The organism is Methylobacterium sp. P1-11, assembly GCF_008329595.1.
Taxonomy (GTDB): domain Bacteria; phylum Pseudomonadota; class Alphaproteobacteria; order Rhizobiales; family Beijerinckiaceae; genus Methylobacterium.
Genome location: NZ_NPKS01000011.1, coordinates 65,871 through 81,272, shown reverse-complemented (window position 1 = coordinate 81,272; position 15,402 = coordinate 65,871). Strand labels below are relative to the sequence as shown.

16 protein-coding genes and 1 tRNA gene are annotated in these 15,402 nt (G+C 72.9%); 5 read left to right on the top strand and 12 right to left on the bottom strand.

Translation table 11 applies throughout. The features are described from left to right. Positions 1–13: 13 nt before the first annotated feature. From CIW48_RS13150 to CIW48_RS13125, 6 genes are all read right to left on the bottom strand, one after another. Positions 14–1,138 carry an aldo/keto reductase gene (locus CIW48_RS13150; RefSeq protein WP_149311182.1) on the bottom strand — a complete coding sequence of 375 codons (1,125 nt, stop codon included), beginning with the start codon at positions 1,136–1,138 and terminating at the stop codon, positions 14–16. A 55-nt stretch (positions 1,139–1,193) separates the two neighbouring features. Beyond that, entirely contained in the window at positions 1,194–1,874 is a 681-nt protein-coding gene (larB, locus tag CIW48_RS13145) for a nickel pincer cofactor biosynthesis protein LarB (protein ID WP_149311181.1), read from the bottom strand. Further along, entirely contained in the window at positions 1,871–2,689 is an 819-nt protein-coding gene (locus tag CIW48_RS13140; RefSeq protein ID WP_149311180.1) for an adenine nucleotide alpha hydrolase, read from the bottom strand. Before CIW48_RS13140 ends, larB begins: the two co-directional genes overlap by 4 nt. Next, positions 2,686–4,008 (bottom strand): LarC family nickel insertion protein, encoded by a 1,323-nt coding sequence (locus CIW48_RS13135; protein ID WP_149311179.1) that lies wholly within the window; start codon positions 4,006–4,008, stop codon positions 2,686–2,688. Before CIW48_RS13135 ends, CIW48_RS13140 begins: the two co-directional genes overlap by 4 nt. A gap of 110 nt (positions 4,009–4,118) precedes the next feature. Beyond that, positions 4,119–4,829 (bottom strand): Crp/Fnr family transcriptional regulator, encoded by a 711-nt coding sequence (locus tag CIW48_RS13130; RefSeq protein ID WP_149311178.1) that lies wholly within the window; start codon positions 4,827–4,829, stop codon positions 4,119–4,121. A 456-nt stretch (positions 4,830–5,285) separates the two neighbouring features. Continuing rightward, positions 5,286–6,458 carry a YihY/virulence factor BrkB family protein gene (locus CIW48_RS13125; protein WP_149311177.1) on the bottom strand — a complete coding sequence of 391 codons (1,173 nt, stop codon included), beginning with the start codon at positions 6,456–6,458 and terminating at the stop codon, positions 5,286–5,288. A 150-nt stretch (positions 6,459–6,608) separates the two neighbouring features. Between CIW48_RS13125 and CIW48_RS13120 the strand changes: the two genes are divergently transcribed. Both CIW48_RS13120 and CIW48_RS13115 read left to right on the top strand, forming a co-directional pair. Beyond that, positions 6,609–7,601, top strand: a complete 993-nt coding sequence (locus CIW48_RS13120) for an SDR family oxidoreductase (RefSeq protein WP_149311176.1) — start codon at positions 6,609–6,611, stop codon at positions 7,599–7,601. A 106-nt stretch (positions 7,602–7,707) separates the two neighbouring features. Further along, the gene (locus CIW48_RS13115; RefSeq protein ID WP_149311175.1) at positions 7,708–8,469 is read left to right on the top strand and encodes a sigma-70 family RNA polymerase sigma factor; all 762 of its coding nucleotides are present in this window, start codon (positions 7,708–7,710) and stop codon (positions 8,467–8,469) included. Between the two features lie 238 nt (positions 8,470–8,707). Here the strand turns inward: CIW48_RS13115 and CIW48_RS13110 are convergent, their stop codons facing one another. From CIW48_RS13110 to CIW48_RS13100, 3 genes are all read right to left on the bottom strand, one after another. Next, positions 8,708–9,058, bottom strand: a complete 351-nt coding sequence (locus tag CIW48_RS13110) for a hypothetical protein (RefSeq protein WP_246695225.1) — start codon at positions 9,056–9,058, stop codon at positions 8,708–8,710. After that, positions 9,051–9,353 carry a hypothetical protein gene (locus CIW48_RS13105; RefSeq protein WP_149311174.1) on the bottom strand — a complete coding sequence of 101 codons (303 nt, stop codon included), beginning with the start codon at positions 9,351–9,353 and terminating at the stop codon, positions 9,051–9,053. Before CIW48_RS13105 ends, CIW48_RS13110 begins: the two co-directional genes overlap by 8 nt. A 67-nt stretch (positions 9,354–9,420) precedes the next feature. After that, complete coding sequence (locus tag CIW48_RS13100; RefSeq protein WP_149311173.1) at positions 9,421–9,978, bottom strand: metallophosphoesterase; 558 nt, start codon at positions 9,976–9,978, stop codon at positions 9,421–9,423. A 181-nt stretch (positions 9,979–10,159) separates the two neighbouring features. Between CIW48_RS13100 and CIW48_RS13095 the strand changes: the two genes are divergently transcribed. The 3 genes from CIW48_RS13095 to CIW48_RS13085 all read left to right on the top strand — a co-directional run bounded on the left by CIW48_RS13095 (position 10,160) and on the right by CIW48_RS13085 (position 12,321). After that, positions 10,160–10,852 (top strand): DNA-3-methyladenine glycosylase 2 family protein, encoded by a 693-nt coding sequence (locus CIW48_RS13095; protein WP_149311172.1) that lies wholly within the window; start codon positions 10,160–10,162, stop codon positions 10,850–10,852. Positions 10,853–10,889: 37 nt separating this feature from the next. After that, positions 10,890–10,965 (top strand) — tRNA-Ile (locus tag CIW48_RS13090). A gap of 252 nt (positions 10,966–11,217) precedes the next feature. Then, positions 11,218–12,321, top strand: a complete 1,104-nt coding sequence (locus CIW48_RS13085; RefSeq protein ID WP_149311171.1) for an adenylate/guanylate cyclase domain-containing protein — start codon at positions 11,218–11,220, stop codon at positions 12,319–12,321. Here the strand turns inward: CIW48_RS13085 and CIW48_RS13080 are convergent. From CIW48_RS13080 to CIW48_RS13070, 3 genes are read right to left on the bottom strand one after another with little or no spacing between them, the layout of a single operon-like run. After that, positions 12,318–12,698, bottom strand: coding sequence for a hypothetical protein (locus CIW48_RS13080; RefSeq protein WP_149311170.1), 381 nt, complete (start codon positions 12,696–12,698; stop codon positions 12,318–12,320). The genes CIW48_RS13085 and CIW48_RS13080 overlap by 4 nt on opposite strands. Beyond that, positions 12,695–13,444, bottom strand: coding sequence for a hypothetical protein (locus CIW48_RS13075; protein WP_149311169.1), 750 nt, complete (start codon positions 13,442–13,444; stop codon positions 12,695–12,697). Before CIW48_RS13075 ends, CIW48_RS13080 begins: the two co-directional genes overlap by 4 nt. After that, positions 13,441–15,312, bottom strand: coding sequence for a reverse transcriptase family protein (locus CIW48_RS13070; RefSeq protein WP_149311168.1), 1,872 nt, complete (start codon positions 15,310–15,312; stop codon positions 13,441–13,443). The genes CIW48_RS13075 and CIW48_RS13070 overlap by 4 nt, the downstream gene beginning before the upstream one ends. Positions 15,313–15,402: the final 90 nt, after the last annotated feature.

Here is a 15,402-nt window from a genome sequence, read left to right as displayed (position 1 = left end):
GCGCGGGTGCGCCCTACTCCATCGTCGGCGCCAGCTTCTTCACGCCCTGCACGTCCTCGCCGAGCCACGCCGCGTTCTTGGCGGTGCCGTCGAAGGTCGCGCTCGTCTTGAACAGCTCGTACTTGCCCTCCAGCGCGTAGGGCTTCGAGCGCGACAGCAGCTCGGCCACCGCCGCCTTGTCCATCGGCTTGAAGGTCTTCACCGCCTCGAAGGCCTGGTCGAGGTCGCGCTGGTTCTGGATGCCGGTGATCACCACCGAGACCGGCAGGTTCAGCGAGAAGTGCAGGTACTCAAGCGGCTTGATCGGCGCGTCCGCCTTCAGGATCACCCCGTCGCCGAAGGTCTTCATGGCGAGCGGCGCGATGCCGTTCTGCACGAGGTACGGCAGGACGAGGTGGCTGAACGAGCGGAAATGCGCGTCCATCACGTTGACGGGCATCTGCACGGAATCGAAGTGGAAGCCGCGCTCGGCGGCGACCTCCAGCATCTGCAGGTGGATGCGCGGGTCCTTGTGGCCGGTGAAGCCGATGTAGCGCAGCTTGCCCTGCTTCCTGGCCTCCAGAAAGCCTTCCATCGCCCCGCCCTCGGCGAAGACCCGGTCGGGGTCGTCGTAGCGCAGGATCTCGTGGTGCTGGACGAGGTCGATCCGGTCCGTGCGCAGGCGCAGGAGCGACTGGTCGATCTGCTTGAGCGCCTCCTCCTTGGTCCGCCCGTCCATCTTGGACATCAGGAAGACCTTGTCGCGGTAGCCGCCCTGGGCGAGGGCGGCACCCATGCGCAGCTCGGAGCGGCCCTCGTTGTAGTCCCAGCAATTGTCCATGAAGGTGATGCCGCGGTCGATCCCGGCATGGATCAGCCGCGTCGCCTCGTCGTCGGTCACGGCGCTCTTGCCGAGATGGAACCCGCCCATGCCGATCGCCGAGATCATCTCCGACGTCCGGCCGAAGGGCCGGTAGAGCATCTCGCCCCGCAATTCGCCGGGCTCGGTGACGAAGGGCAGGTCCGCCGGGTCCTGCGGCCGGTTGCCGGGGAGCGCGGGGGCGTTCACGGCCGCACCCGCGCTGCCGGCGCCCGCGAGGCCGGCGCCTGAAAGCCCTGCGCCGAGCACGGCGCCCTGAAGGAAGCTGCGGCGTTCCATCGGCTGTCTCCGTTCGAGGATGTCTGGGTGAGGGCAGGTAACGGTTCGCACCGGGTCATCGTTCGATCTCCTCGGCGAGGCGCCCTGCCGCGTGGAGCAGGCGCAGGGCCGCGCAGGCGGCGCCGTAGCCGTTGTCGATGTTGACCACCGTGATGCCGGGCGCGCAGCTCGCCAGCACGGCGTCGAGGGCGGCGCGCCCGCCCGCGGCGACGCCGTAGCCCACGGAGGTCGGGACCGCGATCACCGCCCCGGCCACGAGGCCGCCGACGACGCTGGGTAGCGCCGCGTCCATGCCGGCGGCGACGATCACCACCGGATGCGCCCGGATCTCCTCGATCCGCGTGGTCAGCCGCCACAGACCGGCGACGCCGACATCGGCGAAGAGCGTCGCGGCCCGGCCGGCATAGCCCAGCACCCGCAGGGCCTCGCGGGCGACCGGCACGTCCGAGGTGCCGGCCGCCACCACGGCGACCCGGGCCGGGCCGGCGATCCGCGGCGCCGCGCCGAACACCGCCGTGCGCGAGACCGCGCAATAGTCGAGCCGCGCCGCTGCGCTGAGCCGGTCGCGCTTCTCCGGGTCGAGGCGGGTGAGGAGGAGCGAGGCGCCGCGCGCCCGGGCGGCCTCCAGGATCGCGTCGATCTGCTCGGGGCTCTTGCCGGCGCAGAAGATCGCCTCCTCTAGGCCGATCCGCTCGGACCGGGCGAAGTCGAGGGTGAATTCCTCCGCCACGCTCACGGCCGGGCCTCCCGCTGTCCGACCAGGAAGGCGCTGCCGACCCGGTAGGGGGCGAACCGGACCGGGCCGTCGAGGCGCGCCGGCGCGAGGGTGCGGATGCCGGCCCCGAGGGCGGCGCGGCGCTCCGCGTCGAGGGCGGCGAGGCTCCCGGGATCGAGTTCCACCACCACGCCCTCGGCGCGCACCCGGCAGCGGACCGCGCGCCCGACGCCGCCCCCGGCCAGCGCCCCGCCCACCAGCCGCTCGACGGCGTGGATGAAGCCCAGGGTCTCGGGCTCGATCGGGATGCCGGTCTCGACCCGGCTCGACAGGCAGGGCGCCGCCGGCAATTCGGCCACGGTCCCGAGGCCGAGGTCGCGGGCGAGCGCACGGACCGCCGCCTTGTCGAAGCCCGCCTCCACGTAGGGGTGGCGCACGCCGTGCTCCTGGGCGGCGTCGAGGCCGGGGCGGTACTCGCCGAGGTCGTCGCGGTTGGCGCCCGACAGGATCTGCCGGTCGGTGACGCGCCGGACTGCCCCGTACAGGTTGGTCTTGCAGAAGAAGCAGCGGTTGACCGGGTTCGCCCGGTAGGCCGGGTCGGCGAACTCGCCGGCCTCGATCACCCGCAGGTCCCAGCCCTCGCGGACGCCCTCGGCCCGGACCCGCGCGGTCGCCTCGTCGGGCACGGCCGGCGAGACCGCGTGGACCATCAGGGCCGTCCCCGGCGCCCGCCGGTGGGCGAGGGTGGCGAGCGTCAGGCTGTCGACCCCGCCGCTCACCGCCACTGCGACGGGCCCGAGCCCCGCCAGGACGGATTCGAGATGCTGGCGCGTCATCGCTTCTCCTCCTCCGGCGTCCCCGCCGGCTGCGGTTCCAGGGCGAGGCGCTCGGCCTCCCGGCGCAGGGCCGCCCGCGCGGCGTGGCCCGCCGCGTCGCGCGCGTCGTCGGCCTCGGCCTTGGCGGTGCGCCCGCCCGGCCGGTCGACCACCTTCACGCGCACCGACCGGCCGTCCTGCGCCACCGTGCGGGCCGCGCGCTCGAGCACCGCGCCCTCCACCGGGTGATACCGCAGGCCGATCGTGGTGGTCTCCCGGAAGCAGGCCGCGATCACCGCCTCCAGGCTCTCCGGGCGCGCCAGGATCTGGATATGGGCCATCATCCGGCCCTTCTTGCCGAGGACCGGCGCCTGCACGACGTCGAGCACGCCGGGGTCCGCGCGCAGCCGGTCGAGGCCCATGGCGAGGTCCTCGCCGGACTGGTCGTCGACCTCGAAGGCGATCACCGCGAGGTCCCGCCGGCCCGGCCCGGATGCGGCTGCATCCTCCAGCACGAGGGCGCGCAAGCAGTTGCTCAGGCCCGGCAGCACCTTCGTGCCGAAGCCGATGCCGGTGCGTCCTAGGATCCCCCGGGGGCGGCCCCGCCCAGGATCGTCACCGCAGAGATGGCGCAGGATCGCCGCGCCGGTGGGGGTGACGCGCTCGCCGGCTACGCCGTCATCGAGGGTAGAGAAGCCTTCGAGCAGCAGTGTCGTGGCGGGGGCCGGGACGGGAAGGGGGCCATGCTGGGTCCGCACCCGGCCGGAACCCACCGGCAGGGCCGAGACGCTCCAGCTCCGCACCTCCAGCGCGGCGATCAGATGAGCGGCGGCCACGACGTCGGCGATCGAGTCGAAGGCCCCGACCTCGTGGAACGCCACCGCCTCGACCGCGATGCCGTGGACTCGCGCCTCGGCGTCGGCGAGATGGCCGAAGATGCCCAGCGCGTGCGCCCGCACCGGCGGCGCGAGATCCGCCTCCTCCAGCGCGGTGCGGATCTCAGACCAGGGTCGGTGGCCGTGGTCGGCGCCGTGCGTAGGGCCATGCCGATGGCCGGGATCATGGCCGGGATCATGGGGATGCAGATGGTCGTGGTGCGCGCGGTGATCGTGTTCGTGCCGGTGCGGCGCAGGCCGGGGCTCCGTCCCGGGGGCCCACACGGAGAAGCGGGCGCCGCGGAGAATCCCGTCATTATGCGCCCGGACCGCGCAGGCGATGCGCCCATCGACCGCCCGGATGCTGGCGGAGACGCCGGCCTGATGCTCGGGAAAGGCGTCCAGCAGAGCGGCGGCGAACATGTCGCCAGCCACGCCACCGAGCGCGTCGAGGTGGATGTGCATCGTGTCTCGCGGGGCCCGCGCCGGAAGGGAGGTTCGCCTCAGATCGGCCGCGGCCGCCCCGGGGCAAGGCATGATCGGCCTCCGGTGCCGCGGCGTATCGCCCGCGCCGTTCAGGAGAGCTGCAAGTAGGCCGGATCGAACAGGCCCCGCTCCATCAACCCGCTGAGGTCGCGGATCGTCAGGCGCCGGCTGCGCAGGGCGACGAGGCCGCTGGTCCGCAGCTCCTTCAGGGTGCGGTTGATATGCACGCTCGTCTGACCGAGGGCATCGGCGAGGTCGGGCTGGGTCACAGGCATCGGCAGCGTCATCCCGTCAGCGAGGCCGACGCGCGTCAGCCGCAGGTGCAGCTCGCAGAACAGGTGCGCCAGCCGTTCGATCGCCGAGCGCCGGCCGACGCTGGCGATCCACTCGCGGTGGATGGCCGTGGTGGCGAGCATTTCCCGCCACAGACATTCCTCGACGGCCGGTCGCTCGCGGATCGCGTCGCCGATCTGCTCCGGCGCGATCCGGGCGACGGTGACCGGCGTCAGCGCACCGATGGCGTGGTCCATGCGTGCCCGGCGGAAGGCGAACGGATCACACAGATCGCCCGGCAGGAGCAGCGCGACGATCGCCCGCCGCCCGTCCGGGAACTGCTTGTACCGGCAGGCCCAGCCGTCGAGGATGAGGTGCGTATGGTATGGATCGCTCTGCTGCCCTTCGATGTCCTGGCGGGCCGCGATATGGCGGACATGCAGGCGCCCCAGCCCGTCGAGGACTGCGCGGTCCTCGGGCGCGAGCCGGACATGCCGCTCCATCTTCCGTACGAACGGGTTCTCCACGGCCCCCTCCGGTCGGATCACCGCGACGCTGGGATGCCGGCGGGCGGGCTCATGACGCCGGCCCGCCGGCCGTCAGACGAGGCGCCACCGGGATGGACGGCCCTGAGACGCCGCGATCGGTGGCACAGGATCGGGGAAAGGCGCGGCCGTCCGAAGCGTCCCGCATGGCAGCCCGAAGCGTCCCGTACGACAGCGCCGCCGAGGGTATCGGTGAAAGAATTAGGCACGGATATTTCAATCGGCAGAGGGCAAACCATAATCCGGACTTCGAAGTCCGGATCTTCTTGATCGGCTTGTGCCTGCAGCAGAAAAACGCGCGCCAACCTGTGTTAAGGCGTCGTTCCCCGGTGTGCGGATGACGAGACGCGCCGATCCGGCGGCCCGAGGGCGGGTCCGCGCCGGCCTCTCGCTCGGCGCGTCCCGGGCCGGCAGCGGCGCTACTCCCCGGCAGCGGCGCTACTCCGCGGCAGCGCCCACCGTATCGGCCATACGTGCCCGGCGCGTGCCCAGCGGCTGCGGCTTGCCGACCGTCGTGTCCTCGGCGGTCTGATGCTCCATCTCGGCATTCACCTGGGCCCCGGCCAGCACGATCATGGTCGAGAGCCAGATCCAGGTCATGAAGCCGATCGCGGCGCCGAGCGAGCCATAGGTCTTGTTGTAGCTGCCGAAATGGGCGACGTACCAGGAGAACAGCAGCGACGCGGCGATCCACAGCACGGCTGCCAGGGCGCCTCCGGGTGTGACCCAGCGCCAGCGCGGCGCGTCCCGGCTCGGCCCGTAGCGATAGAGCATGGCGAGCCCGAGCAGGACCGCCAGGAGCAGGACCGGCCACCGCAGCAGCGACAGCCACCATGCATCCGCGCCGAGCCCGACAAACTCGAGAACCACTGGCACCACCACAACTGCGGTCAGCGCCAGGATGAGGAACAGCAGCGCGCCCGCCGTGAAGGCGAGGGAGACCAGATTGAGCACGAAGAAGTTGCGCTTCTCGCGCTCATTGTAAACGAGGTTGAGGGCATCGAAGACGTGCTTCATGCCGCCATTGGCGCTCCACACCGACAGGGCGATGCTGATGAGCAGGCTGAGCCCGAGGGTGGTGTTACCCTGCTCGTTCAGCCGCTTCACCTGGTCGCCGACGATCTCCAGAGCGCCCTGGGGCAGGATGCCCTGGAGGCTGGCGAGCTGGTCGTTGATGGTCGAGGCATCGGCCACGAGGCCGTAGCAGGAGACCAGCGCCGCCACCGCCGGGAAGATCGCCAGGAGCGTGAAGAAGGTGACGCCGGCCGCGATCAGCGACAGGCGGTTCTCGCCGATGTCGTGATAGGCGCGCAGCGCGATGTCCTTCCAGCCCTTGGCGGGAATCTCGGTCGGCGTCGAGGCCCTCCGGCCGCGATCGGCCTCGGTCTGGGCAACGGCCTGCGCCTCTCCGCCCGCATGCGAGGGCGACGGCCGGCGTGCCCCGTCCCGGTCGGCGGATCGGCCGGCGGAACGATCGGCCGAGCTTCGAGTCCGACGGCGCGGGAGGGCGACGAGGCCGATCAGTGCAGTCGCGAGGGCGAGCGTCCAGACTGTCGAGGCGCCCCCCTCCGGAGCGGCGGCCTCGACGGGGGCTGGATCGGGGGCTGACATCGGCGACCTCGGCAGGGTTCAGGCAGACACGTCGGCGCAAGCCCTCAGAGCCGCGCGCGACGGCGCGTCCGAATGGCCGCAGCTGCGATGGGGAACGCCGCGGCACGCGCAACGGTTCGCCGTATAGTTGCAGCCTCGTGGAGAACCGGCATGGCGCGCCTGAACGGCAGCACGGTGGTCATCACCGGGGCCTCGAGCGGCATCGGCCGGGCCGCGGCCGAGGCTTTCGCGGCGCGGGGGGCCCGCGTGGTCCTGGCGGCGCGGCGGGCGGCCATCCTCGACGGGCTCGTTCGCGAGATGCGCGCGGCGGGGGCGGAGGCCGTCGCGGTGCCCACCGATGTCACCGACCCGAATGCCGTGGAGGTCCTGGCCGGGGCCGCGCTCCAAGCCTTCGGCGGCATCGATGTCTGGATCAACAATGCGGGGGTCGGCGTATTCGGCCCCTTGCTGGACGCCCCCCTGGACCTGCACCGGCAGACGATCGCGGTGAACCTGCTGGGGGCCGTGCACGGGGCCTACGCGGTGCTGCCGCACTTCCTCGACCGCGGCCGGGGGACCCTGATCAACACGGTCTCCATGGGCGGTTGGGCGCCGACGCCCTTCGCCGCCGCCTACACGGCGAGCAAGTTCGGCCTACGCGGCTTCTCGGCGAGCCTGCGCCAGGAACTCGCCCGGCATCGGCACATCCACGTCTGCGGCGTATTCCCCGCCATCGTCGACACGCCGGGCTTGGAGCATGGGGCCAATGTGAGCGGCCGACGGCTCAATCCCGGGCACCTGTATTACGCGCCCGAGGCCGTGGCCGAGACCTATATCCGCCTCGTGCGCCACCCGCGCGACGAGGTCGCGGTCGGCTGGCCGGCCCGCCTCGCGCAGGTCGGCTACGCGCTGGCCCCATACCCGACCGAGCATCTGATGGGCGCAGGCTTCCGGTGGGCCCTCGACCGGGCCGAGCCGGGGCCGCGCACGCACGGGGCCCTGCTTGCACCGACGCAGCACGGAAGGCGGGCCGACGGCGGCTGGCGCGCCCGCAAGAATGTCCCCGATGCCGGGACGCTGAGCACGGCGCTCGCCGCGGCGGGGGCCTGCGCGGCCGTCTTCGCAGGCCTTGCCGTGGCGCGCCGTTTCGGCCCCCGCGGCTGAGCCCCGTTCGGGAAAACCGCTAACCCATGTTGCGGCATGGGCGCCTCGAGCACGCCACAACCGACCTTCTGGGCTCAACCGGCCCACTCGCCGACGACCGGACCGTATGCCCGACACCGAAGGCTCATCGCTCCTCGATCCCATGGCGGATCTCGCCGAGGAGGCCGGGGAGGAGACCCGTCACGGCCTGCCGGAGGCCGTGCGGGCCCATCTCGGCACCCTGCTCGGCCGCACCTACGACCGGATCGGCCTGGAAGCGGGCGCCATCACGGACCCCTTCGCCGACCTGCTGGCGCGACTGGAATCCGCCCTCGCGCAGGCCGAGGGCGAACGGGACAGGACCTTCCGCGCCGGCCTCCTGGACGTGGTGCCGGCGCTGCACCGCTTCGCGGTCTCGCTGACGCGCGATCCGGCTGCGGCGGACGACCTCGTGCAGGACACGCTGCTGCGCGGCTGGCGCGGTCGCGGCGGCTTCACCCCCGGCACCAACCTGGAGGCGTGGCTGTTCACGATCCTCCGCAACGTCTTCTACAGCCAGCACCGCAAGCAGGGTCGCGAGGTCGCCGATACCGACGGCAACTACGCCGAGCGGCTGACCAGCATCCCCGAGCAGGGGGGCCATCTCGACCTGCAGGACGTGCGCGCGGCCCTCGACCGCCTTGCGCCGGTGATGCGGGAGGCGCTGGTCCTCGTGGCGATCGAGAACTTGAGCTACGAGGAAGCCGCCGTCGTGATGAACTGCCGGATCGGCACCGTGAAGAGCCGGGTCTGGCGCGCCCGCGAGCAGCTCGCGCGGATGCTCGGCTACAATGGGGCCGAGATCGGCAGCGACGGGGTCATGCTGTCGGTAACCGGCACCTCAGCCTGAACGTGTCGATTTTACAGGTCGACTACGCCAATTCGACACTTCAACGGCTCTATTCGGCGGCGAATTTGACTTAGGTAAAAGCGCCCGAGCCGGCGCCTGGGCGATATGGAGCGGGTTGGGTCGATCCGTCGACTCGGCTCAGCTCCCATCGGTGTGACATCCCCCCGATCCACCGATGGGAGCCCCCTTTCCGGAAGCCGCACCGGATTGTGAGGGCCGGCCGCGCCCGCTTCGGACCTCACTTCGGATCTGCAGTCGAATCGCCGCCCCGATCCGCGTCGAGCTGCTGGAGCAGCTCCGCCAGTCGGGGATCCAGCGCCTCATCGATCACCGGATCGTACATCGCTCGCATCTGATGGCCGAGCCGTGTGCGCGTCTGCGCGTCGAGAACCGGGCCGCCCACGATGGGAACCACCCGCAGGGCGGACGGTGCCGCGCCAGGGGCATAGCGTTCGGTCGGTCTCAGGGCGGCGCGCCGGTGTTCGGGGCGTTGTTCGGGATGAGGCATGCCTTCTACATCGGCCCGCCCCCCCGTGACGGCAACCACCCGCTTGCGCGAAGTCTCATCCTGGGCACCCGTCTCAGGCATCGTCCTCGGGCGCGAACACCTCGCCCTTCTCGGCCAGCACGGTGTTCGCCGTATCGCGAGCCAGCTCGTCCGGGACGGCCACCGGGTCGAGGCGGCCAAGGGCGCGCGCTAGGGCGCCGTCCCAGCCGGGCGCAAGTGCGTGGCCTTGCCCGCCGAGGATCTCGCCGGCCCGGCGGCAGAGCCGCGCCCAGTCCGGCGCGTCGAGCGCGGACCAATCGGTCTCGAGGCCGAGATCGGCCGCGGCCTCCTTTGCTGCCTCGGTCCAGCCCGGTGGCGGGGAGGGGATGTCGGTCATGGCGATGCGGCCTCCTGCCGGGATCTCGATGAGCCCGCAGACGATATAGCGCGCCGGCGGACCGCCATCAGCGCAGGCCGTGGGCTGCGAGTTCCTCCGGCACGCCGTCGGCCGCGTCCTGGCGGAGGAGGATCGCGTCGAGGGTGACCGGGCGGTCGCTCCAGGAATCCACACCGACATCGCAGGAGCGCGTGGTGTCGGCGAGCCAGCCGTGGCTGTGCCCGTAGAGGTGGCGCGTCTCCCGCCACAAGCCCGGCCAGGCCCGATGCGCGTAATGCGACAGGAACAGGCGGTGCGGTCGCCCTTGCGCATCCGCGACAGAGAGGCGGGCGCTTTCCACCGGCGGCTCGGCCCAGGGCAGATCCAGGACGCGATTCGAATCGTGATTGCCCCGGACCAGCCGCTTGGTGCCGTTCAGGCGCGCGAAGATCGCCGCGCAATGCGTTCGGCTGGCATGGGCGGCGAAGTCGCCGAGGTGCCAGACGGCATCCTCCGGGTCGACCACCGCGTTCCAGCCCGCGACCAGCGCCTCGTCGTGGGCCTCGATGCTGCCGAACCGCACCCCGCGATGGCAGAGGATGTGCGGGTCGCCGAAATGCGTATCTGCGGTGAAGAGGATCGCCATGCCGTCGAGACCTGGGCCGCCATCGCATTCCGTCCAGACCGGCCGAGAGCATCCGGACCCGGCGGGGCTGCGCGGCATCCTGTCTCCCGGACCGGAGCCTGAGCGGTGGTTAGGATGCGGACGCCGCGCGCGGTCGCGGCTCCGACGGGCGGAGCGCCGCGCGGGCCGGATGGGCTAGCCGATGCTCGATCCCGATATCTACGCTCACCTTCTGGACGCGGCGCGCGCGCATCCACCGCTGCGGGCCGCCCTCGTGCAGGCCGGTCCGATCCGGATCGAGCCGCCAGCGCATCCGCGCGTCGCCGACCGCCTGTTCGTCGAGGTGGTCAACCAGCAGCTCTCGACCCGGGCGGCGGCCGCGATCTGGGCCCGGATCGAGGCCGCCGCCGCGGCGGCGGCTTCCAGCCCCCGAGCCCTGTTCGAGGCCGGGGACGCGGCAATGCTGCGGGCCTGCGGCATCTCGGGCAACAAGGTGCGCGCCCTCCAGGCGATCGTGACGGCCGAGACGGCGGGCCTCCTCGGGCCCGGCCTTGCCGGCCTGCCGCATGCCGAGCGGGCAGCGATCCTGTGCAGCATCCGCGGCGTCGGGCCCTGGACGGCCGACATGGTCGGCATCTTCCATTTCCACGATCCCGACATCTGGCCCGCAGGCGACGTGGCGGCGGTGGGCTGCCTGCACCGCCTCACCGGACGGGACGATACCGGCGCGGTGGCGGCCGCCTTCGCGCCGTACCGCTCGATCCTGGCCCGCTACCTGTGGCGCATCAAGGACACGGCGCCCGTGCCGGTGGACGCAAAGGCCGAACAGGATCCGCCCCGACAGGATCTGCCCTCCCGGACCCGGCACCCCCGCGGCGCGGCGAAATCCGGATGACGGGCGGCCGGGGATCAGCTATCCGTCGGCGGCTCCCGGGCCCGTAGCTCAATGGTTAGAGCCGGCCGCTCATAACGGTCTGGTTGCAGGTTCAAGTCCTGCCGGGCCCACCAGCATCCCGGGCGGTCGCAGAACCGCTGACGATGGCGCGGCTGATCCGCCTGCTGTGGCAGCGCGGCGACACCGGCTGACGACATCCTGTGGACGGCGCGAATCGTTCCTCATTGGTCAAGGTTGAGCGGCCAGTCTGCAGCGCGCCGATCCAGCGCCGTCTTCGTCGTGTTCGTTCGCCCTACGATCTTCGTCCCGGGCCATCGCGTACGTCCCGCCGTGCCCGCCGCCACGCTCTCCTGCGCCGACTGTCCATGCTTCCACAGTACCGATGGCTCTGGGCCCTGGCCCTCCTTCTCGCCTCCGGCGCGGCGGGCCTCCTCTACAACCTGCTCTTCGTCGGCGGGGCCTCGATGCTCGCCGGGCTCGTCTACGCCCTGGCGGTGGGCGGGACGGTGCTGGCCTTCGTGCCCGGCCTGAGCCTGTCGGGTCTCCAGACGCGGCTGCGCCGCCTGCCGGCACTGGTCTACATGCTGGCGGCCGAGCTGCTCTACGTGGTGCTGATCACGCTCGGCTGCGCCCTCGGCGGGCTGGTCGTCTGGGCGTTCGGCCTCACCGGCGACAGCCTGTCCACGGCGGTGCGGATCACGCCGCGGTTCCTCGCCTACTCGCTGGCCGTTTCGGCCCTGCTGGTCTTCGTCATGCGCATGCGCGACCTGATCGGCGGCGAGGTGTTCGTGAACTTCATGATCGGGCGCTACCACAGGCCGGTGCAGGAGGAGCGGATCTTCCTGTTCCTCGACGTCGTCGGCTCCACCGCCTTCGCGGAGACCCACGGCGACCTGCGCGCGCAGGACTATCTCAGCGCCGTCTTCGCGACTCTGGCCGAACCGGTGCGGCGCAATGCCGGCTCCACGGACGACTTCATCGGCGACCTCGCGATGATCACGTGGCCGATGAAGCGCGGCCTGAAGGATGCGCGCTGCGTGACCTGCGTGTTCGAGGTGCTCGACCGGATCGACGCGCACGCCGCGGCCTGGACCGCGCGGTTCGGGACGGTGCCGCGGCTGCGGGCGGCGCTGCACGGCGGCCCGGTGGTCACGGCCGAAGTCGGGGTCGACCGCCACAAGATCGCGTATTTCGGCGACGCCGTGAACGTCACCGCGCGGATCGAGGCCCTGTGCCGCCCCCTCGGCGTCGACATCCTGATCTCACAGGATCTTCTCGACCGGCTGGACCGACTGCCCGACGGCGTCCGCGCGCGCTCGCTGGGGACACACGCCCTGCGCGGCCGGGGCGCCCCCCTGGCGGTCGCCACCCTCGAGCGCGGCTCGGTGGTCCCGGACCGGCTGATCCCGGAGCGGAGGTCGGCGCCGCTGGCGCTGGAGCGCGCGGAGGTCGTCGCGGAAACGCGTTAGGCTCCCGCGTCTCGGACGCAGCGGCGCCAGAGGCGCCGGCACCACGCGATCGGCGCGCGCGGCGGGGCCGCGGTCGGGCTGGACCAGTCGGAGGCCGCCCCGAGCGCCGCCGGCAGGGTGTCGATGAGCGCCGTCGGCCCCTCGATGTCCCAGCCGATCACGCAGCAGCCGCATCCGGTGCTACGCACGCAGGTCAGTTGGCCGGCATGGGCCAGCATCCAGCGCTCCGCGGCGGCGACGTCGTCCGCGTCGCCCACGTCCACGCAGAGGCAGGCGCGCCGGAGGCCCGGGGCCGGGGGACCGTCCGGCCGCGGATCGAACCGCCCGTAGAGGGCCCGCAGGGCGTCGGCATCCGGCCCGGAATCGCCGGAACTCACGGCGCGTTGCCGTCCCTGCCCGACGGCGCGTCCATCTCGGCCAGCTGCCGCTTGGCGAAGGCGCAGGCCGCGAAGTCCGGGTTGATCGCGCAGGCCATCTCGAACGCCGCCCGGGCGCGGGACGCCTCGGCGGCGACGCCCTCGCCGAGGCGATGGGCCTGGCCGAGCATGGCGCAGCCCCAGGCGCCGCGGCGGTCGCAATCGAGGCGGAAGCTCCGGGCCAGGCAGGCGTCCGTGTCGGCGCGCGGCGCCGCGCGGAAGGGATCCCCCGCGTAGTCGCCGTTGCGGATCCCGGCCGCCCGGTTGGTGCAGCCCGCCGGAAACCCGCCCGCGCAGGCGAGGGCGTAGAGGCGCTCCTTGTCGAGGATGTCGGCGACGTCGAGGGCGTGGTGCTCGAGGGCGAGGGCGAGGTCGAAGCAGGCCGGCGCGTTCGACCACCGGGTGCAGAGCGCGAAGCAGGCCGCGGGCTCGCGCGCGCAGCGGCGCTCGGTGGGTCGCCGGGGCGCGAACGCCCACCGCCAGAACGGGCGCTCCCGCGCGAAGGTATCGGCCGGGCAGGTCCCAAAGCTGCGCAGCAGCGCTAGGTCCTGCCGCAGCGGCCCGGCGAACGCGGCCGCCTCGGCGGCGTTGAACGGGGCGGCGGCAGGCGCCTCGTCGGCCCGGGGCGCTGCCGGTCCGGGCAGCAGCGCGAAGGCCGCGGCGCCGCAGGACAGGAGGCACCCGGCGAGGCGCCGGGCCGGGATCATCGGCGGCGGCGCCAGCGGCGCAGCAGGCGGCGGAGGCCGAGCAGCAGGGCGACCGCGAGGACGAGCAGCCCGAGCGCCGGGTGCAACAGGGCGGCCGCCTGGAACAGGACGAAGATCCCCAGGACGACCTTCCAGGGCTTCATCGGCGCGTCGTCGGACGCGGCGCCCGGGTCCGGCACGGCCTCCGCGCAGGCAGCCGTTTCGGCGCCGAGACGCGGGCGGCCGGAGACCGGCACGCCGCTGCGGCCCGGCACGGGCGCGGCCGCGCGGGCCGCAGCCTTGGCCGCGGCCGCCTCCGCCTCCCGCGCGGCGGCCGCCTCGGCCTCGGCCAGGATCGGGTCCGGCGCGGGCGCGGGGCGGGAGGCCGGCGCCCACCAGCGGGCGAGCGGCACCTCGCCCCGAGCGGACCGGGCGCGGAAATCCGGCAGCGGCCGGGCCTCAGGACGGGCCGAGCGGGAATCCGCGTGGCGTTCCGCGAGGGCGCGGGCCTGCGCGAGCAGCGGCGCGCCGGTCTCCGGCGTGACCATCCGGACGAACTGCGCGAAGCCGATCGCGGCGCGGAGCACGCCCGCCTCGCCGGCTGCGCCCCAGCGGCGCCCGGCCGGCCCGTGCCGCTCGAGCCCGTGCAGGAGGGCGCGGAAGCGGCGCAGGGTCTCGCGGGGGACGCCGACCCGCTCGTTGACGGTCAGCCCGGTCACCTCCTGGTGCCGGCCGCGGCGCATCACCCGGGTCTTATCCGGATGGACGGTGAAGCCCTCCCCGGCGACGATGGCGTGGACGTACTTGAGCAGCGCGCCGACCTTCCCGGCGGCCTCGCCGGAGGCCGAAAAGGTCAGGTCGTCGGCGTAGCGCGTGTAGGTGAAGCCGAGGCTGCTGGCGAGGCCGGAGAGCCGGGCGTCGAGCCGGGTGCAGACGAGGTTGGTAAGCGCGGGGCTCGTCGGCGCGCCCTGCGGCAGCCGGCGGGGGCCCCGGGCGGCGTAGAGGCAAGCGCCGTCGATCTCGACCGCGTCCACGTCCGGCTCGGTGCAGAGCAGCGCCAGCACGGTCGCCACCGGCTCGGCGTAGCCCAGGCCGCGGAACTTCCCCTTGATCCGCCGGTAGTCGAGGCTCGGGAAGAAGTCCTTGAGGTCGAGATTGACCACGACCTCCTGCCCGACATGGGCGGCGGCGTTGGTGACGATCGAGCGGCCGGGCACGAAGCCGTGAGCCGCCGCGTGCACGGGGGCGTGGGCGAGGAGCGCGTCGAGGATCCAGTACTGCGCCCGCTTTAGGCGCGGCATCGGCGCCGAGATGCTGCGCAGCCCGCCCGCCTTCTTGGGGATGGTGAAGCGCCGGTAATGACTCACCGTACTGAGCGCCCGGTCGTAGGCGAGGAAGCGCAGCTCGCCGAGGCCGATCCCCATGGCCTCGGCCAGCGCCTTCGGGCTCGCCAGGACCGGGAGACCGGGGGCGGGCCCCCGCGCGGGCATGTCGGCGTTCGCGAGGCCGGCCGAGACGCCGTCGCCGAGATGGAGGATCTCCGCCTCCCGGCGCGCGTGCCACGCCTGCGCCCGCGCGTAGCGGTCGCGGGCGTTGCGCAGCTTCGTCTCGCGCCGCCGCTCCAGCGCCGCCGTCTTGCGGCGGCGGTGCATCTCCTTGAGGGCGGCCTCCGGGTCGCGCCACGCCGCCTCCCGCCGGTGCAGGTCGGCGAGGGCGCGGGCGATCTCGCCGCGGCGGCGGATCAGGTCGTCAGGCGGGTTGGGCTGTGCCGCCCCGTCCGGCCAGAAGCCGAGCCGGATCATCTCCTCGAGGATGACCTCGTCCTTCGAGCTCTCGCGGATCCGGTCGTAGAGCTGCTGGCGGGTCAGGCTGCCGGGCTGCGGGCTCATCGGCGGCCTCCGTCGCGGGCGGCGGGAGGCGTGACGGGGGACGTCGGCCGGGATGCCTTCGTCAAGTCTCGGGACTGGCCCGGTCCACTC